Below are 16,241 nucleotides of genomic sequence, written 5' to 3' on the forward strand. Positions count from 1 at the left end.
GCGCAAGCCGTATTCTGTGGCGGCGCGGCCTCTTTGTCCGTCCGGCGGGAGAATGCGCCCGCCGCGCGGGTTGACGGGGCAGGTGTTCCGTCCGCGCCGCGCGCGGGCAAGTCCTTTGTTGTGGAAGGTGTACGATGGGTCTGCGCTGGCGCTTGTCCATTGCGATAGTGGTGTTTCTGGCATGCCTTGTTTACGCGCTGCCGAGCCTGCCCGGCATCGGGACGGCGTTGGAGCGTTTTTTGCCGTCCAGCAAGATCAATCTCGGTCTTGACCTGAAGGGCGGCATCCATTTGACGCTGGGCGTCGATGTGGCCAAGGCCGTAAGCAATTCCCTGGCCCTGGCAGGGCAGGACCTGCGCCGTCTGGCCCAGGATGAAAAGGTCGTGGTGCTGCGGCCCCGCGTGGTGGGCGGCACGGCTCTGGAATTTGTGCTGCCGCGCGCCGAGAATGAGGACAAGCTGAAGGAAATCCTCAGCCGCCACTTCCCTCAGCTGGATGTGAGCACGCCGCACAAGGGCGAATCCGGGCAGTTGCGCTATGTGGCCCATTTCACGGCGGCGGAAGTGACGCGCCTGGAAAACATGGCCCTGGACCAGGCCCTGCGCACCATCCGCAACCGTATTGACCAGTTCGGCGTGGCCGAGCCGGACATCCGCAAGCAGGCCGGGAACCGCATTCAGGTGCAGTTGCCCGGCATTTCCGACCCGCGCCGCGCCGTGCAGATCATCGGCCAGACGGCCCATCTGGAATTTCATCTGGTGCGCGACGACGTGGACCCCGGCAAGGCCGTGCTGCCTACGGGCGTGGTTTCCCTGCCCCTGCTGGAAAACACGCCGGGCGGCCAGAAAAAGGAAGGCCAGATCGCCGTGGAAAAGGACGCCATGCTCACCGGCGAGGATGTGGCCGACGCCCGGCCCGCCTTTGATCAGATGAACAAGGCGTATGTGACGCTGAATTTCAATGCGCGCGGCGCGCGCATCTTCGAGCGGGCCACCTCTGAAAACGTGGGGCGCCGCATGGCCATCGTGCTGGACGGCAAGGTTTATTCCGCGCCGGTCATCCGCGAGCGCATCGGCGGCGGCCGGGCCAGCATTTCCGGCAACTTCACCACCGCCGAGGCCCAGGACCTGGCCATTGTGCTGCGCGCCGGTTCGTTGCCCGCGCCGGTTTCCGTGCTGGAAGAACGTAGCGTGGGCCCCTCCCTGGGGCAGGAGTCCATCGACAGCGGCGTGCGCGCGGCCCTGGTGGGCGCGGCCGCCGTGGTGCTGTTCATGGCTGTCTACTATGGCCTCAGCGGGCTCATTGCCGACGGCATGCTCTGTTTCACCATGCTGATGGTCATGGCGGGCATGGCGGCTTTCGGGGCCACCCTGACCCTGCCGGGCATCGCGGGCATCGTGCTGACCATCGGCATGGCCGTGGACGCCAACGTGCTGATCTACGAGCGAATACGCGAGGAACTGCGCCTGGGGCTGTCGCCGCTGGCGGCGGTCAAGGCGGGTTTTGACCGTGCCGCCATTTCCATCACGGACTCCAACCTGACCACCATCATTGCCACGGTGATTCTGTATCAGTTCGGCACCGGCCCCATCCGGGGTTTCGCGGTGACGCTTTCCCTGGGCATCATCGCCTCCATGTTCACGGCCATCTTTGTGTCGCGGGCCATTTTCGAGGAATGGGCGCGTCACTGCGGGCCCAAGGGCATCAGCATCTAGAGCGGATTACCTTTGAAACTCTGCACGTTTCAAAGGGGCATTCCGGCAAAAACGCGGTTTTTACTGTCGCCTGAAGCGGCACGAGCGTTGGAGAGACCATCATGGGCTTTGCATTCATCAAGCATGACACACATATAGATTTCATCGGCTGGCGGCATTGGGCCTACGGCATCTCCATCGTGCTGCTGCTGGCCGGTCTGGCTTCGGCGCTCTGGGGCAACGGGCTCAAGATGGGCATCGACTTCGCGGGCGGCGTTATCGTCCAGGTGCAATTCGACAAGCCCGTCAACGACGAAGCCCTTAAAAAGAGTCTGGACATTCCCGCTCTGCCGGGCATCACCACCCAGCGCTTCGGCGAGGGCGGGCGGGACTATCTGCTGCGCTTTTCCAGCGCGGAAAACGCCGACGCCTCGGCTTTGCGCACCAATGTGGTCAACGCTCTGGCTTCGGCCTTTCCGGACAACGCGGCCCAGATCCTGCGCCTGGAAGTGGTGGGCCCCAAGGTGGGCGACGACCTGACCAACAAGGCCCTGAGCGCCCTGTACTACGCCGTGCTGCTCATCGCCGTGTATATCTCGGGCCGTTTCGAGCAGCGCTGGATGGCCGGCGCCATCATGGCCGCGGCTCTCTGGGGCGGCATGTACGTGCTGAGTTTCACCGGCCTGGGCATGGGCTGGCTGGTGCTGTTCGCCCTGGCCATCACCATGGTGGTCTGCTTCTTCCTCAAGCTCAACTTCGCCCTGGGCGCGGTGGTGGGCCTGCTGCACGACGTCTTTATCACGGCGGGCCTGCTCTCCATTATGGACGTGGAGATCGACCTCAATGTCATGGCGGCCCTGCTGACCCTGGTGGGCTATTCGCTCAACGACACCATCATCGTCTACGACCGTCTGCGTGAAAATCTGCGCGCCGCGCCCAAAATAGATCTGGCCTCACTGATCAACAGGAGCATCAACCAGACTCTTTCGCGCACCATTCTGACCAGCGGCACCACCTTTGTGGCGACCTTGTCCCTCTTCCTGCTGGGCGGCGGCGTGATCCACGACTTCGCGCTGACCATGCTGATCGGCGTGTTTATCGGCACGGCCTCGTCCATTTATGTGTCCTCGGCCATTCTGCTGGGTCTGGGCGATACGGATTTTTACGTCCGGGCCCAGGAAAAGGAAAAGTACGAGCGGCCCGGGGAGCACGGCGTGGTGTAGCCACAGCCTCCAAGCCCTGTTATGTCTTGTCGGCAGCCCGCCGCGCCCGGAGTCAGGTCCGGACGCGGCGGGCTGCCCTGGTTTCAGAGCAAAGTTGATGCTGCCCTGGATCCGGACGCTTTCTTGGACGGAGAGCATTGACGACGGCGCAGGCGGTCTTATGTCTTTCTATTGGAGTGGGACGCGCGGGAGCGCGCAACGTCCCGCCGGTGCGGCACAGTCGTCGCCGGCACGGCTCCAGAGCCAGACCCGTACGGGGGAGAGCAAAATATGGCAGTATCCTATAAAGATTATTATAAGCTTCTGGGTGTGGAACGCGAGGCCAAGGCCGAGGAAATTTCCAAGGCCTACAAAAAGCTGGCCCGCAAATACCATCCGGATCTCAATCCGGGCGATAAACAGGCTGAGGAAAAGTTCAAGGAAATCAACGAAGCCTATGAAGTCCTCAAGGATCCGGAAAAGCGCAAACTATATGACCAGCTCGGGCCCAACTGGCAGCACGGCCAGCAGTTCCAGGGCGAACCGGGCTATGAGAACGTGCATTTCACGTTCAACGGCAAGAGTTTTGACGGTTCCGGATTTTCGGACTTTTTTGAAACCCTGTTCGGCGGCGCGGCCGCGGGCGGCGGGCGCGGGGCGAATTTCGGCCCCGATCCCTTCGGCGGTTTTTCTTCCCGGCCCCGGCGCGGCCGCGACGTGGAGGCCGAACTGCCCCTGAGCCTGGAAGAAGCCTCAAGCGGCGGCCGCCGCACCGTGACCCTGCAAATGCCGCAGGGGCCCAAGACCCTGGAGGTCAACGTGCCCGCCGGCATCCGTGAAGGAGCCAAGCTGCGTTTGGCCGGCCAGGGCGACCCCGCGCCGGGCGGCACGCCGGGCGACTTGTTCCTGCGGGTGCGCTATCTGCCGCATCCCCAGTTCAAGGTGGAAGGCGAAAATCTGCATTGCGACGTGGCCCTGGCCCCGTGGGAAGCCGTGCTGGGCGCCAAGGTGGCTGTGCCCACCCTGGAAGGCCAGGTGGAGCTGAACATCCCGGCCGGTTCCAGTTCGGGCCGCAAGTTCCGTTTGCGCGGCAAAGGCCTGGGCAGCGGCGTCAATCGCGGCGACCTGCTGGCCCGCGTGATGATCAAGGTGCCCGCCCAATTGAGCGCGGAAGAGCGCGAACTCTGGCAGAAGCTGGCGGACGTGTCGTCTTTCAAGGCCCGCGCCTGATCCGGTGGAGGTGAATTATGAGTATGACCAAAAAATCGCCCTCCCTGCCCGCGCCGTCCACGGTCATGGCCTGGGAGGAATTTGTGGAAATCACCGGCGTCGCGCCGGACCGTCTTCAGGAGCTGCTTGCGCTGGGCTGGATCGAAACCCGGACCAGCGCGACCCGGATCCGGATGTTCCGGGATGCCGACATTTATCGGGTCCGCAAGCTGGAGCGCATCTGCTGCGATTTTGAGCTGCCCGTGGTGGGCGGCACCATTATCGTGGACCTGCTGGAGCGCATCGACGTCCTGGAACGGACGGTGCGCGGTTTGCGAGGTTTTGAAGATTAACGCCTTTGTATTTTTGTTGCGACGGCGGGCTGCGGCCGCGTCGCGCAATATCTATTGAGATTTGTCCGACCGAGGGTCGGCTATGCAACCGGCCCGGCCGGATGGAAATATACGCCGAGGGCGCGACAGCCCCGGCACTGTGTGGAGGAATTATGGATATCAACAAGTTTACGGAAAAAGCCCGGGAGGCCATCGGCGAGGCACAGACCATCGCGGCGGGCATGGGCCATCAGGAGACGGACGCCGAACATCTGGCGCTGGCCCTGGTGCAGCAGGAAAAGGGCATTGTCCCCCGTATTCTGGAACATATGGGCATCCAGCCCAAGGCTCTGGCCGTGGCCCTGGAAACCTCGCTGCGCAAGCGGCCCTCGGTTTCCGGCGGCGGCATGGACCCCACCAAGATCATGATCACCCCGCGTCTGGCCAAGATTCTGGGCGAAGCCCAGAACGAGGCCCGGCGGATGAAGGACGAATACGTCAGCGTGGACCATCTTTTTGCCGCGCTGACCGAAGTGGAGCCTTCCTCGCCCCTGGGCCAGGTGTTCAAGGAATACAACATCACCCGCGCGGGCTTTGTCAAAGCCATGGAAGAGCTGCGCGGCGGCGCGCGCGTGACCAGCGCCAATCCCGAGGACACCTTCGAGGCTCTGAGCAAATATGCGCGCGACTTGGTGGACGCGGCGCGCCAGGGCAAGATGGACCCGGTCATCGGCCGCGACGCGGAAATCCGCCGGGTGATCCGCATTCTTTCGCGGCGCACCAAGAACAATCCTGTGCTCATCGGCGAAGCGGGCGTGGGCAAAACCGCCATCGTGGAAGGCTTGGCCTTCCGCATCGTCAAGGGCGACGTGCCCGAGGGCCTCAAGGGCCGCAAACTCTTCGCCCTGGACATGGGCGCGCTTATCGCCGGGGCCAAATACCGGGGCGAGTTCGAGGAACGGCTCAAGGCCGTGCTCAACGAAGTGGAGAAAAGCGAAGGCCAGATCATCCTCTTCATCGACGAACTGCATACTATTGTGGGCGCGGGCAAGACCGAGGGCTCCATGGACGCGGGCAATCTGCTCAAGCCCATGCTGGCGCGCGGCGAACTGCACTGCATCGGCGCCACCACGGTGGACGAGTACCGCAAGTATATTGAAAAGGACCCCGCCCTGGAGCGGCGCTTCCAGCCCGTAATGGTGGAAGAGCCCACGGTGGAGGACGCCATCTCCATTCTGCGCGGCCTGAAGGAGCGCTTTGAGGTGCACCACGGCGTGCGCATCAGCGACTCGGCCATTGTGGAGGCCGTGGTGCTGTCGCATCGCTACATCACGGACCGCCAGCTGCCGGACAAGGCCATTGACCTCATCGATGAGGCGGCGGCCATGATCCGCACGGAAATCGACTCCCTGCCCGCCGACCTGGACGAGGTCAACCGTAAGGTCATGCAGCTGGAAATCGAGCGCGAAGCCCTACGCCGCGAGACGGACGAGGCCTCGCGCGAACGCCTGGAGCGCCTGGAAAACGAATTGTCCGAGCTGCGCAACCAGCAGGCCGCCATGCGCAAACAGTGGGAGAGCGAAAAGGGCTCCATCGACAACGTGCGCGAGATCAAGGAGCAGATCGAGCAGACCAAGCTGGCCATCGAACAGGCCGAGCGGGCCTATGATCTGAACCGGGCCGCGGAACTCAAGTATTCCAAGCTGCTGGAGCTGGAGAAAAAACTGGCCGACGCCTCGGGCGACACTCAGGAAGGCGACGCCCCGCGCCTGCTGCGCGAGGAAGTGCGCCCCGACGATGTGGCCGAAATCGTGGCCAAGTGGACCGGCATTCCGGTAACCCGGCTGCTGGAATCCGAACGCGAAAAGCTGCTGCGCCTGTCCGAGCAACTGCACGAGCGGGTGGTGGGGCAGGACGAGGCGGTCAACGCCGTGTCCGATGCCGTGCTGCGCGCCCGCGCCGGTCTGTCCGACCCCTCGCGTCCCACGGGTTCCTTCATCTTCCTGGGCCCCACGGGCGTGGGCAAGACCGAGCTTTCCAAGGCCCTGGCCGAAGCGCTCTTTGACACGGAAGACAACATGGTCCGCCTGGACATGAGCGAGTACATGGAAAAGCATTCGGTGTCGCGGCTCATCGGCGCGCCTCCGGGATACGTGGGCTATGACGAGGGCGGCCAGCTTACCGAGGCCGTGCGCCGCAAGCCCTATTCCGTGATTCTTTTCGACGAGATCGAAAAAGCCCACCCGGACGTCTTCAACACCCTGCTGCAACTGCTGGACGACGGGCGGCTCACGGACAGCCAGGGCCGCACCGTGGACTTCCGCAACTGCATCGTGATCATGACCTCAAACATCGGCTCCATGCATCTGCTGGACGGCATCGCGCCGGACGGCACGCTCAAGGAAGGAGCGCGGGAGCAGGTCATGGAGGAATTGCGCGGCCACTTCCGGCCGGAATTCCTCAACCGCGTGGACGAAACCGTGGTCTTCCTGCCGCTCAGGCGGGATCAGATCGGCCGCATTGTGGAACTCCAGCTCAAGCGCCTGCGCGAGCGGCTTGAGGAACGCAAGATCAAGCTGAGCATGAGTGAAGAAGCCCGCGACTTTGTGGCCGAAGCGGCCTACGATCCGGTCTACGGCGCACGTCCGCTCAAGCGCTATCTGCAGCAGGCCGTGGAAACGCCTCTGGCCCGCGAACTGGTCAGCGGCAAGATCCGCGACGGCCAGCATGTGCATGTGGAAGTGAAAGACGGCAAGCTGGTCTTCAAAACGGAATAGAGCAGTTCACGCACAAAAGGCGTTAACTGCTTTAAGGTGATTCATGGGGAAAGCCTGCTTCCCTCATGAGCACCGCATGATAAAAAGCGGCTTTTTCCCGGAGGTCCATCCGGGGAAAAGCCGCTTTTGCATGCAGGGTGCGCCGTGTTCAGGCCTCAAGACCCTTTTCTTCCAGATTTTGTTTGATTTCCGCGCCGGCGCGCTGCAACAGCTCCCGCAGCTTTTCCAGGCTTTGGCCGTCCGCCGTGTTCGCGGCATACGACTGTTCCAGAGCCGCCGCGCACGCCGAAAGGGCGTCCATGCCCAGTGTGGCCGCGACGCCTTTCAGGCTGTGGGCCGCCCGGTTGGCCTCATGCCATTGCCCGGCGGCGCTCAACTCCGCTAGAGTTTGCGGCATGTGGGCGTAGCGCCGGATAAAGTTTTTCAGCTGTTTCACCAGCAGCTGCTCTTCGCCGCCCACATAAAACAGCCCTTTCTCCCAGTCAAAGATCGTCCCGGCATCGGCATCCGCCGAAGCCGGACAGCCCGTGTCGTGGTCCGCCGCGTGCGCCGCCTGTGCGCGCGGTTTTACCCATTTGATCAGGATCCGGGCCAGCATATCGGGATCTATGGGCTTGGTGATATGATCGTCCATGCCCGCGTCCCGGCTTTTTTCCCGGTCTTCCCGCATGGCGTGGGCCGTCATGGCGATGATCGGCGTTGGTCCCGCGCCGTCCTCGGCTTCCTGCGCGCGGAGGCGGCGCGCCGCCTCCAGGCCGTCCATGACCGGCATCTGGATGTCCATGAAAATGATGTCGAATGTTCTCGCCTTGCAGGCATTGACGGCATTGAGCCCGTTTTCCGCCAGGGTCACGCTCATGCCCATGCGCTCCATCAGGCTGCTTGCCACTTCCTGGTTGATTTCATTGTCTTCCACCAGGAGGACACGGGCGCCGCGCCGCTGAGAGAGCCCTCCGTTCCCGGCCCCGTCCATATCCGCGAGGAGCGGCGGAGCGGCACTTTTGCCCAGAACTTTCAGGATGGCGCTCCAGAGCGTCACGGGATTCACGGGCTTGACCAGAAAACCCGCGAAATGCAGGTTTTCGCCCCTTTCCCGGTAAGCCTCCAGCCCGTGCGCGGAAATCATCAGCAGATGCGGGATACTCTCCAGCGGCAGTTTATGGATGCTGTCGGCGACTTCCATGCCGTTCATGCCCGGCATCTTCCAATCCAGCAAGACCAGGGAATACGGCGTATCGGCTTGGGCCGCCCGCACAAGGCAATCCAGGGCCTCCTGGCCGGAAGCGACCGCATCCACATGGAATCCGAAGCGGATCAGGATATCCTGGAGAATGGTCCGCGCCGCCTCGCAGTCATCCACCACCAGGAGGCGTTCCGCGCCCGCCGGGTCCGGATCGTTCCATGCGTGCCGGACCGGCCGATAAGGAAGCGCCAGGCTGAAAGAGAACGTGCTGCCTTTGCCGGGTTCGCTGCGCACCTCAAGCTCGCCGCCCATCATCCGCACAAAGCGCTGACAGATGACCAGGCCGAGTCCCGTCCCTCCGTATTTACGGGTGATGGAGCCGTCGGCCTGTTCAAAGGGCTTGAACAGGCGTGCCTGCTCTTCCTCCGCCAAGCCGATACCCGTATCATTTACGGATATGCGCAGGGTGATCGTGTCCGCGCTCCGGCCCAACTCTTCCATGCGCAGCACCACCCGCCCCTTTTCCGTGAACTTGACGGCGTTGCCCAGAAGGTTGGTGAGCACCTGCGTCAGCCGCAAAAGATCGCCTTCCACAGTGACAAAGATGTTGGGGTCCACGTGAAAAAGCACTTCGATATTTTTGCCGCCCACCAGGGCTCCGCACAGATCGCTGAGATTTTCCACCAGCTCCTGTAAGGCAAAGGCTTCGTTCTGGAGAGTCATTTTCCCGGCTTCGATCTTGGAGACATCCAGGATGTCGTTGATGATACCCAGAAGCCCGCGCCCGGCTGAAAGGATTTTGTGCAGATAATACAGCTGCTTGTTTTCGCGCGTGGTTTGCAGGCAGAGATAGGTTATGCCCAGAATGGCGTTCATGGGCGTGCGGATTTCATGACTCATGCGCGCCAGAAAGTCGCTCTTGGCTCTGGAGGCTTCCTCGGCCTGTTCTTTGGCCGCCAGAGCGCTTTTTTCCGCCTCGCGCAGATCCGAGGTGCGTTGCTCGACCTTGCTTTCCAGGGTGGCGGCAAAAGCGCGGAGTTCTTTCTCGGCTCTGTCGCGCCGGGCGATATTCTGGAGAAGCGCATGCCCCCCCCAGAGAAAAAGCAACAGCACGACCACGCCCGCCGTGGAAAAACCCGCCAGCAGCGTTCGTTTGATGGCCGCATCGCCGGTGGACATGCGGCTGGTGGCCACTTCCGAACTGATGCCCCCGATGATGTCGCCCTCCTTGTAGCCCTGCGCCGTGTGGCAGGCCAGGCAGCTTTGCTCCACCCTGAGTGCGGCCATATGGCGCAGTACCTGGCCTTTTTGGGGATCTCCGCTCAGGATAAAATATTCCTTGCCGCCGCGCCGCTCAATGTCCCCAAGCGCGGCGGCCTCCCAGGGAAGGGCCCGGTTGGCCGGGTTGACGGGCTTGGCGCTGACGATCCTGCTGGGAATATCGCTGTGTTCGCGCCAGAGAGCATGTACCAGGCGCGTCACATAGGCCGGATTCATCCTGGTGACCCGCATGCCGCCGGGCAGGGTGAAATCGCGCCCTGCTTCGGGCAGCCAGGGATTGGGCGGCGTTGCCGGGGTCACCGGCGCGTAGATGCCGCCCAGACCGGCGACCCATTTGCGCAGGATGATATCCTTGTCCGAAGCGGTCTGTGCCAGCAGATAGCTGCGCCGCTCGGCCTGCCCGCGCAGGATGTCGGATATTTCCAGGTAGACGAGACTGATGCCCATCAGGATGCCCAGGCCCAGCAGGCCGAAAATCAGAAAAAAATTGCGCTGGTCCCGGGAAAGACGCTTCAGCGTGTCAATGGAAATTGCCATGCGCTCTGCTCCTGAAACCGCCTGTGGAGTGTGAGGCTGCCTTCGTGCCTTATTTCCAAGCGTTTTCATCTGAAACTATCAGAAAGGCAAACGCCACGGCGTAAAATTTCCATTGAAGACGAGTATCCGGCTTGTGTGCGGGGACGCCGGAATGGAAGCCGCGTTCCGTGAGCGCGCAGTCCAAGGCCAGACGCATGGCTTCCTCCTTGGCGCGGTAAAAAAGGCGGGAAGCAGACAAGCATGTTGCGCAGCGCGGACGGACAAAGAATTGCCCGTCCGCTGAGGGAGACACGATTGCTTTCCCCCGGAGGGGCGGGTAAAGTCGGTGTGTTGCAATCCGAACTTTTAACCGCCCGTGAGACGACACTAGCTTTTATAATAGCCATAGTCAATATAAAAATATCTATTCGGCTTTAATTAAAGTTGGCATGGCCCATGACCCGTGCATTTGGACGGGGCCCTGTTTCGGCTCGCGGACGAAACCGCTGGAAGCCTATGACCATTGGTGAAAGGCTGAAGCTCGTCCGAGGTTCTGTTTCCCAGGATGAATTCAGCAAACGGCTCGGTGTGAGCAAGGCGGCGGTGGGCGCGTATGAGCGCAACGCCCAGATGCCGGGTTCGACTTTTATTATAGCTATATGCGAATGCTATAATATTGAACCCCGCTGGCTGCTGACAGGCGTGGGACCCATGCGCCCAGGCGCGGAGGCTGCCCATGCCGCCTCGGACACGTTACCGTCTCCGGCTGCTCTTCCCGGAGTGGTGGAGGCAGGTTGCGCGCGCTGTCTGAAGCTGGAGGAAAAGCTGAACCGGACGGAGCTCCAGCGTGACGATGCCGTGGAACAGCTTCGCCAAATCTGGGATGAAAACCGCCGACTCTGGCGGCAGAATGCGGATCTGCGTGAACGCCTGGCCCGTCTGGAAGAGCGTTTTATCGGCAAAGGGTCTGTGGACTTTTCTGAACGAGCCGGTTGAAGCGGCCCGCCGGAAGCGTCTGCTATGAGGTTCGTCCGGATCAGGGACGGCGTTTCCCAGCTGTGCTTGCCGCGGCTTGCCGTTTAGCGCCGAAGACGCTATTGCTCTGCCTGCGCAATTCCGTTTCGCCGCTCGCGCGGCGGCGCAAGGAGATTTCTGTATGCCGAAAAACGCGGCTCTCATTCTGGCGGCGGGCAAGGGCACCCGCATGCACTCGGACCGGCCCAAGGTTTTGCAGACGATTCTGGGCGAGCCCATGCTGGCCTATGTGCGCGCGGCCCTGCGGCCGGTTTTTGCTGAAGATGTCTGGATGGTGGTGGGACACCGGGCCCAGATGGTGGAGGCGGCCTTTCCGGACGCCCGCCTGGTTTTTCAGACCGAACAGCTCGGCACGGGTCACGCTCTGATGCAGGCTCTGCCCGCGCTGACCGAAGCGGGCTGCACCCATCTGCTGGTGGTCAACGGCGACGCGCCGCTGCTCTCCGAAGCCCTGGTGCGCGATTTCCTGGCTGAGGCCGCGGGCGCGGATCTGTCCTTTGCCACCATCGTGCCGGACAATCCCGGCGCATACGGCCGGGTGGTGCGCAAGCAGGGCCGGGTGCTCGGCATCGTGGAGGCCAAGGATTACGATCCGGCCCGCCATGGCCCGGAAAGCGGCGAAGTCAACGCGGGCATGTACTGGCTCAGCCTGGCCGCCGTGGAGGCGCTGCTGCCGCGCCTGAATAACGACAATAAGAGCGGCGAATACTACATCACGGACATCATTGGTCTGGCCGTGGCGGAAAATTATACGGTGCGCGGCGTGGAATGCGGCCGGGACGACAGTCTGCTGGGCGTCAACTCCCCGCTGGAACTTTCCCGCCTGGAAGAACTGCTGCGCGCCCGCACGACGGAACAACTGCTGGCCTCGGGCGTGATTCTGCACGCGCCGGACTTGGTCCGGGTGAGCCCCCTGGCCCGGGTGGAGCCCGGCGCGGAACTGAGCGGCCCCTGTGAAATCTGCGGCAGGACCGAGATCCGGCGCGGCGCATCCGTGGCCTCGCACTGCGTGGTGCGCGACTCCCTGATCCGCGAGGGCGCGGAAATCCGCTCCTTTTCGCATCTGGAGGATGCTCGCGTGGGCGAGGGCGCGCTTGTGGGGCCTTTTGCGCGGCTGCGCCCCGGCGCGGAACTGGAAGCCGACTCCCACGTGGGCAACTTCGTGGAGCTGAAAAAGGCCCGTCTGGGCAAGGGGGCCAAAGCCAACCACCTCAGCTATCTGGGCGACGCCCGGGTCGGCGCGGGCGCGAATATCGGCGCGGGCACCATCACCTGCAATTACGACGGCAAGCACAAGTATCAGACCAACATCGGGGAAAAAGCCTTTATCGGCAGCAATACCGCCCTGGTGGCCCCGGTCAGCGTGGGCGACAACGCCCTGGTGGGCGCGGGTTCGGTCATCACCAAGGACGTGCCCAACGGCGAAATGGGCATAGCCCGTGGGCGGCAGAAGAATTTGCCCCGCAGGGGATAGCGGGATGGCGCGGTGCTGTGGCGCAAGGGGCTGGCTGTCGCCATCCGTAACGCCCCTTGGGCGTAACGGCTGCCGCAGCCCGTGGGCGGCAGAAGAATTTGCCCCGCAGGGGATATAGAGCAAAGTAACTTTGAAAAGTTGATCTGCTCTATGAGGTGAGGACGCCATATCCCATATCGCCGCGTGACGCCATTCCGCAACCTTTCCCGCACATATCGCCGCTGCCCGCGAAGCCACGGGCGGCGGCTTTTTTTATCCGCCCGGGCCATCCTTTCTTGCCAAGGTCGGGGGGCGGTGCTATCTAAAAGTCATGGAACTTCTGGAGCAGCTTGAAGCGCAGATTGCGGAGCTTTTGGACCGCTTGGACCGCCTCAGGGCGGAGAATACGCGTCTTCATGCCGAAGCCTCCGCCATTGTGGCGGAAAAGGCCGTTCTGGAAGAGGAAAACCGCAAGCTGCATGACTCTCTGGCGCAGGAAGAAAATCTGCGCGTCGAAGCGCTCAAGCGCATTGACGCCCTGTTGCACAGGATTCAAGAGCATGACAGCGTTGAGTAGGTTTTTGTGAGTCAGGAAAACATCAACCTTACTGTTCTCGGGCTTGATATCGCATTCAAGCCGGGTGCCGACATGGAGCGGGTGCAACGTGCCGTGCGGTTGGTGGAAGAACGGTTTGCAGACCAGAAACTGAGGTCCCACGGAGGGCAAAGCAAGGATATTTTGCTGACCTTCCTGGCCCTTGGCCTGGCGGATGATCTGTTGCAGTCGAAGAAAAGGCTGGGTGATGTGCAGAATCGCATCAATTCCCTGCTTTCCAAAATAGAGGAGTCCGTGTAGACTCTTTTGACGATTTCCCTGGGGTGTGCGTGATTTATGCCTCGGTGCTAACCTGACAAGCATAAAAATGGGTGCCGTCTCTGCTTTTTGTGTGCATGCTCGCGTTACGCGGGAAGCCTGAGAAAAGCATACGGGTGCCCGACCTGGGAAACCAGGTTCTGCACCGCAGACATGACACGGCGCTCTGGGGATTACGCCAGTCTTTCCTACGGATTGTTCATAGCGGGCGGATTTATTTCGGGCCGCTCTCTTCGCGCAACGCATCCTTCGTGCCGGTATTCTCCGGCAGCCAGCCACAGGGTCCAAGCTCTCCGGGCAATCCGCTGCGGCGGTCGCGGTTTTTCGCGGCTGCCGGTGTCTGCCGGGCGCCATGCCCGTATTCATAAAGAGAGGCTGGTTTCATGGATCTTTTGTTCATTTTCGCGCTTGCGGCGGCCGTCCTGGTGGGGGTGTCGGTCGGCGCGCTGGTTCACCGCCGGGTGACCACCAAGCGCATCGGCGACGCCGATGAGTTGGCCAAGCGCATTGTGGAAGAGGCCCGTAAGGAGGCCCAGGCCCAGAAAAAGGAGATTTTGCTCCAGGGCCAGGATGACTTGTTCAATCAGAAACGCGAGCTGGAAAACGAATTCAAGGAGCGGGAACGCGACGTCAAAATCCGAGAGCGCAAGCTGGACGAGCTGGGCGACCGCCTTGAGGAAAAATTGGAAAAGGCCACCGAGAAGGAGCATGAGCTCCTGGGCACGGAAAAGGATCTGGCCCGCAAGGAACGCCAGTTGGCCGAATCCGAGGAATTTTTGCAGACCCGCATTGAGGAGCAGGAGCAGCGGCTGGCCCAGATCGCGGGCTTCACCGCCGAGGAGGCCAAGACGCGCCTTTTCTCGGAAATTGAGGCGAAAACCCGTCACGAATCGGCACGGATGATCCGCCAGATCGAAATGGAAGCCCGCGAAACCGCCGACCGCAAGGCCAAGGAAATCCTCTGCAACGTCATCCAGCGGTATGCCGGCGACTATGTGAACGAGCAGACGGTCACCGCCGTGCCCCTGCCCAGCGAGGACATGAAGGGCCGGATCATCGGCCGCGAGGGCCGCAATATCCGTGCTCTGGAGGCCGCCACCGGCGTGGACCTGATCATTGACGACACGCCGGAGACCGTCATCCTTTCCGCCTATAGTCCCCTGCGCCGCCAAGTCGCCAAGATGGCTCTGGAGCGCCTGATCCAGGACGGCCGCATTCACCCGGCCCGCATTGAGGATATCGTCCAGAAGTGCGAGCAAGAGCTGGACACCCAGGTGCGCGAAGTGGGCGAGCAGGCCACTTTCGACGCCGGAGTGCACGGCATTCATCCTGAAATCGTGCGTTTGCTCGGGCAATTGCGCTACCGCACTTCCTTTACCCAGAACGTGCTCCAGCATTCGCTGGAAGTCTCCGCGCTCTGCGGCATGATGGCCGCCGAGCTGGGCATGGACGTCAAAAAAGCCAAGCGCGCCGGCCTGTTGCATGACATCGGCAAGGCCGTGGACCATGAGGTGGAGGGGCCGCACGCCCTGATCGGCGCGGATCTGGCCAAAAAGTATAACGAGAGCCAGGAAATCATCCACGCCATCGCCGCCCACCACGAGGATCAGCGGCCCTCCACGGCCCTGGCCGTGCTGGTGCAGGCCGCGGACTCCATTTCCGGGGCGCGGCCCGGCGCACGCAAGGAATTGCTGGAGAATTACGTCAAACGCCTGGAAGATCTGGAAGGCATCGCCACCAGCTTCGACGGCGTGACCAAGGCGTACGCCATCCAGGCCGGGCGTGAAATCCGGGTCATGGTCAATTCCGAAAACGTGGACGACGACACCACCTACATTCTCTGCAAGGATATCGCGGAAAAAATCGAAAAGAATCTGACCTATCCCGGCCAGATCCGCGTCACGGTCATCCGCGAGCGGCGGGCGGTGGGCTTCGCCAAATAGGGTAAATGTCTCTTTGTACTCGCCCGTAATCGCCCGCCGGTGCGGCATATGCGCAGTCGCTCGCGCGCATGCCGCACCGGCGGGCTTTTTAGGGCAATTTCACTTTAGAAAATGTGTAACTGTTCCGGTGCCATGCCCTGGACGCAGCGGCGCGTGACATGAACGGTGAAGTGCGTTGAGATGAGCGGATTTTTCTTCTGGTTCGGATCGTTTGATCTGGCGGCCTCTTTCCTGCTGGCTGCCGCCGCTTCTTGCCGGGCCCGCCTTTTCGGCGGTCATGTAAGTGGAGCGGCGGTGCTTGGCTGCTTGTGCGGCCTGGCCGGTCCCCTGTTGCGGGAGTGCCTGGGCGGCGGCTCCGGTGCGGAATTGCTCGCCTCGGGCGCTTTCGTGGGCGCGGTGGTGGCGGGTGCCTTGGCCGGGGCCGTGCTGGCCGGGTTGCGGCGTCAGGGAGCGGGCCTGTTTTTCTGGCTGGACAGCCTGGGCCTGGCGCTTGCCGCTTGCCTGGGGGCCATGCGCGGCCTGACGCTGGGACTGGGCGCGGCCGGCGCGCTGGTGCTGGGGCTGCTGGCCGGTCTGGCTCCCGGCCTGCTGCGCGATATGGCCTTGGGCGACACCGCCCGCGCCGTGGAAGAGTCCTGGTACGCCACGGCCGCCGCTCTGGGCGGCATGCTGACCATCGGCCTTGCGCGGTTGCCTTGGCGGCCCTCGGGCTGGGCTCTGTCCGGCGCGCAATGGGAATATG

The 16,241-nt window shown here is 62.4% G+C and carries 13 protein-coding genes and 1 other RNA gene (1 of these 14 cut by a window edge); 12 read left to right on the plus strand and 2 right to left on the minus strand.

What is annotated here, in order from left to right:
• Positions 1-134 precede the first annotated feature (134 nt).
• The 5 genes from secD to clpB all read left to right on the plus strand — a co-directional run bounded on the left by secD (position 135) and on the right by clpB (position 7,214).
• Positions 135-1,715, plus strand: a complete 1,581-nt coding sequence (secD, locus tag AXF13_RS02360; protein WP_062251506.1) for a protein translocase subunit SecD — start codon at positions 135-137, stop codon at positions 1,713-1,715.
• 101 nt (positions 1,716-1,816) lie between these two features.
• A complete protein-coding gene (secF, locus tag AXF13_RS02365) occupies positions 1,817-2,917 on the plus strand; it encodes a protein translocase subunit SecF (RefSeq protein ID WP_062251507.1) in 1,101 nt (366 codons plus the stop codon).
• Positions 2,918-3,187: 270 nt separating this feature from the next.
• Complete coding sequence (locus AXF13_RS02370; RefSeq protein ID WP_008685516.1) at positions 3,188-4,126, plus strand: DnaJ C-terminal domain-containing protein; 939 nt, start codon at positions 3,188-3,190, stop codon at positions 4,124-4,126.
• Between the two features lie 17 nt (positions 4,127-4,143).
• Entirely contained in the window at positions 4,144-4,458 is a 315-nt protein-coding gene (locus tag AXF13_RS02375; protein ID WP_008685517.1) for a chaperone modulator CbpM, read from the plus strand.
• Positions 4,459-4,610: 152 nt separating this feature from the next.
• Positions 4,611-7,214 (plus strand): ATP-dependent chaperone ClpB, encoded by a 2,604-nt coding sequence (gene clpB / locus AXF13_RS02380; RefSeq protein ID WP_062251508.1) that lies wholly within the window; start codon positions 4,611-4,613, stop codon positions 7,212-7,214.
• A gap of 148 nt (positions 7,215-7,362) precedes the next feature.
• Here the strand turns inward: clpB and AXF13_RS02385 are convergent, their stop codons facing one another.
• Positions 7,363-10,215 (minus strand): response regulator, encoded by a 2,853-nt coding sequence (locus AXF13_RS02385; RefSeq protein WP_062251509.1) that lies wholly within the window; start codon positions 10,213-10,215, stop codon positions 7,363-7,365.
• A 49-nt stretch (positions 10,216-10,264) separates the two neighbouring features.
• The gene (locus tag AXF13_RS16995; RefSeq protein ID WP_190276371.1) at positions 10,265-10,411 is read right to left on the minus strand and encodes a hypothetical protein; all 147 of its coding nucleotides are present in this window, start codon (positions 10,409-10,411) and stop codon (positions 10,265-10,267) included.
• A gap of 299 nt (positions 10,412-10,710) precedes the next feature.
• On the opposite strand from AXF13_RS16995, the gene AXF13_RS02390 reads away from it, so the two are divergent.
• The 7 genes from AXF13_RS02390 to AXF13_RS02420 all read left to right on the plus strand — a co-directional run.
• Positions 10,711-11,190, plus strand: coding sequence for a helix-turn-helix domain-containing protein (locus AXF13_RS02390; protein ID WP_062251510.1), 480 nt, complete (start codon positions 10,711-10,713; stop codon positions 11,188-11,190).
• Positions 11,191-11,350: 160 nt separating this feature from the next.
• Positions 11,351-12,703 carry a bifunctional UDP-N-acetylglucosamine diphosphorylase/glucosamine-1-phosphate N-acetyltransferase GlmU gene (gene glmU / locus AXF13_RS02395; protein WP_062251511.1) on the plus strand — a complete coding sequence of 451 codons (1,353 nt, stop codon included), beginning with the start codon at positions 11,351-11,353 and terminating at the stop codon, positions 12,701-12,703.
• Positions 12,704-13,013: 310 nt separating this feature from the next.
• On the plus strand, positions 13,014-13,259 hold the full coding sequence (locus AXF13_RS02400; protein WP_062251512.1) for a cell division protein ZapB: 246 nt from the start codon (positions 13,014-13,016) through the stop codon (positions 13,257-13,259).
• 6 nt (positions 13,260-13,265) lie between these two features.
• Positions 13,266-13,538 (plus strand): cell division protein ZapA, encoded by a 273-nt coding sequence (gene zapA, locus AXF13_RS02405; protein ID WP_008685524.1) that lies wholly within the window; start codon positions 13,266-13,268, stop codon positions 13,536-13,538.
• Between the two features lie 12 nt (positions 13,539-13,550).
• Positions 13,551-13,733, plus strand: a non-coding RNA gene (gene ssrS, locus AXF13_RS02410) — 6S RNA.
• Positions 13,734-13,939: 206 nt separating this feature from the next.
• Positions 13,940-15,499: a ribonuclease Y gene (gene rny / locus AXF13_RS02415; RefSeq protein ID WP_062251513.1), complete on the plus strand. Its 1,560-nt coding sequence runs from the start codon at positions 13,940-13,942 to the stop codon at positions 15,497-15,499.
• Between the two features lie 180 nt (positions 15,500-15,679).
• Positions 15,680-16,241, plus strand: partial view of a TRIC cation channel family protein gene (locus tag AXF13_RS02420; RefSeq protein WP_062251514.1) — the 5' portion only. It continues 71 nt past the right edge of the window; the window shows 562 of its 633 coding nt (coding positions 1-562); the start codon lies at positions 15,680-15,682; its stop codon lies beyond the right edge, outside the window.

Source organism: Desulfovibrio fairfieldensis, from assembly GCF_001553605.1.
GTDB lineage: Bacteria > Desulfobacterota > Desulfovibrionia > Desulfovibrionales > Desulfovibrionaceae > Desulfovibrio > Desulfovibrio fairfieldensis.

What these genes read in the sequence shown, in the direction of transcription:
- AXF13_RS02370 (WP_008685516.1), top strand. Translation starts at nt 3,188, where the DNA reads ATGGCAGTATCCTATAAAGATTATTATAAGCTTCTGGGTGTGGAACGC.
- secD (WP_062251506.1), top strand. Translation starts at nt 135, where the DNA reads ATGGGTCTGCGCTGGCGCTTGTCCATTGCGATAGTGGTGTTTCTGGCA.
- AXF13_RS02400 (WP_062251512.1), top strand. Translation starts at nt 13,014, where the DNA reads ATGGAACTTCTGGAGCAGCTTGAAGCGCAGATTGCGGAGCTTTTGGAC.
- secF (WP_062251507.1), top strand. Translation starts at nt 1,817, where the DNA reads ATGGGCTTTGCATTCATCAAGCATGACACACATATAGATTTCATCGGC.
- AXF13_RS02375 (WP_008685517.1), top strand. Translation starts at nt 4,144, where the DNA reads ATGAGTATGACCAAAAAATCGCCCTCCCTGCCCGCGCCGTCCACGGTC.
- AXF13_RS16995 (WP_190276371.1), bottom strand. Translation starts at nt 10,411, where the DNA reads ATGCGTCTGGCCTTGGACTGCGCGCTCACGGAACGCGGCTTCCATTCC.
- glmU (WP_062251511.1), top strand. Translation starts at nt 11,351, where the DNA reads ATGCCGAAAAACGCGGCTCTCATTCTGGCGGCGGGCAAGGGCACCCGC.
- clpB (WP_062251508.1), top strand. Translation starts at nt 4,611, where the DNA reads ATGGATATCAACAAGTTTACGGAAAAAGCCCGGGAGGCCATCGGCGAG.
- rny (WP_062251513.1), top strand. Translation starts at nt 13,940, where the DNA reads ATGGATCTTTTGTTCATTTTCGCGCTTGCGGCGGCCGTCCTGGTGGGG.
- AXF13_RS02390 (WP_062251510.1), top strand. Translation starts at nt 10,711, where the DNA reads ATGACCATTGGTGAAAGGCTGAAGCTCGTCCGAGGTTCTGTTTCCCAG.
- AXF13_RS02385 (WP_062251509.1), bottom strand. Translation starts at nt 10,215, where the DNA reads ATGGCAATTTCCATTGACACGCTGAAGCGTCTTTCCCGGGACCAGCGC.